General features: G+C 66.0%; 3 protein-coding genes. All 3 read left to right on the top strand.

From position 1 onward, the window contains the following. Positions 1–120 precede the first annotated feature (120 nt). Genes GA0070215_RS27780 through GA0070215_RS27775 form a run of 3 tightly spaced genes read left to right on the top strand, consistent with a single transcriptional unit; the run spans position 121 to position 1,166 of the window. Complete coding sequence (locus tag GA0070215_RS27780) at positions 121–534, top strand: hypothetical protein (RefSeq protein ID WP_018788809.1); 414 nt, start codon at positions 121–123, stop codon at positions 532–534. Next, positions 527–655 (top strand): hypothetical protein, encoded by a 129-nt coding sequence (locus tag GA0070215_RS29615; RefSeq protein WP_279616591.1) that lies wholly within the window; start codon positions 527–529, stop codon positions 653–655. Before GA0070215_RS27780 ends, GA0070215_RS29615 begins: the two co-directional genes overlap by 8 nt. Positions 656–683: 28 nt before the next feature. Continuing rightward, positions 684–1,166 (top strand): hypothetical protein, encoded by a 483-nt coding sequence (locus tag GA0070215_RS27775; protein ID WP_244167192.1) that lies wholly within the window; start codon positions 684–686, stop codon positions 1,164–1,166. Positions 1,167–1,620 lie beyond the last annotated feature (454 nt).

The raw sequence follows: 1,620 nt of genomic DNA, 5'->3' as shown, positions 1-1,620 counted from the left end.
CTCACAAACACATGATCAACAGGCGGCTGCGTCCACGTCGCATCACCCCACCGCATCCCACCAGGTCAGACCGCCAATGGCGGCTGCCGTACTAGGCAGGAAACTGACGAAACCATTCTGATGGACATGCTGATCGGTTGCCGCCTGGCCGCGGTCACGCGGCTGGCCTGGCGCTGGCCCGGTGACCCGGTCGATCTCACCGCCGGGCCGGTCCACCTCGTCGTGGACGACGGCCGTGGCCTGCTGTTCGACGGGCGCAGCGACTGGTCCATGACGATCGTGCCGACGGCTCCGGGTGACGAGGGCTGGCGGTCGGCCTACGACTACGACTACGACGGTGGCCGCTGGGTCGGGCGGGACGCCTCCGGCGAGGAGCCCTTCGCCTCAGTGATCGCGGGAGTGCTGAGCGGTTGGAACCCGGAGCACGACGAGGTCGGCCAGTTGGTCGGTGGCACCCTGCACGTCGGCGACCGTGCAGTGCGGCTGGGACTGTGGGAGGGCGAGGTGATCTCGTACGCTGCCGGGCGTGGGTGACTTCCTCAAGACGACGCTGGCACGGGTGCCGGACGGATTCGACCTTCCGGAGCCGCTGACCCTGCTCTTCGCCTGGGTCGACGAGCAGGGTTTCGTGGTGAAAGATATCCCAGGGGCTTGAATGTCAAGTTTTGAGCGACAACGGCTGGGTGGGCACCTCGATCGAGTTGCGTGGCTACACCGCCGAGCAGACCCTGTCGTACGCACGGTCCTGGTTCGACGAGTCGGCCCCGGATGCGGCCGCGCGGTTGTGGCCGTTCGCGCAGACTGGTGGCGAGGGTTCGATGGCCGCGCTGTGGCGCGACGGTCGGGGACAGGTGAGGATCGTTCATCTCGGTTCGGGCAGCGGCTCGATGATGACGTGTGTGCTCGCCGATGATGCGGTCGACTTTCTGCGGCTGCTGGCGATCGGTTACCGGGAGATCTGCTGGAACGAGGAGTTCAGCGCGCCGCCCGAGCCGTGGGACGCCGACCACGAGATCGTCAATGCGCCCTACCGGGACTGGCTGCACCGCACCTTCGGTGTCACCGCCCCGGCGACCGGGCTGGAGATCGTGGCGGAGCCCGCCGAGATGGGCGACGAGGACACCACGGACCCGTTTTGTCGCTGGGTCGACAATAAGGAAGTCTGAGCCCGTCACCGGGTCAGGACGCCATGGCGATCTCCGGCTACCTAAATCTTGCCGGAGCCAACTTCGTGCAGAGGCAGATACGCCAGATGTGCAGAGGTTCCGCCGGCCAGGCGTTGGGGACGGCACGACGGCGGCGGATCGGCCACCCACGTCCGCCAACAATGAGTAACTGGTGGACGTGAGATGGCAGCACCCGGATCGCGGCATGAGCGTGTGCGACGGTGCAGCTCTGTCAAGTCCGCAGCGATCGTCGAATTCGCATGTGCGTGATGGTCGGGTTTGGCAGACTGCTGCGTCGCCTGCCCTGTTGAACAGATGAGGTGCTGATGATGCTTGACGAAGGTGTCCAGCCCAACGAGACCACCGTGCCGATGCTGCCCTGTGTGGCACCGGAGGAAACCCTGGCCTTCTGGCGTGCCCTGGGCTTCGCTGTGACCTACGAACAGACGAAGCC

Origin of the sequence: Micromonospora marina, from assembly GCF_900091565.1 — a bacterium.
Lineage (GTDB): Bacteria > Actinomycetota > Actinomycetes > Mycobacteriales > Micromonosporaceae > Micromonospora > Micromonospora marina.
This window is presented reverse-complemented; position numbering and strand designations above follow the sequence as displayed.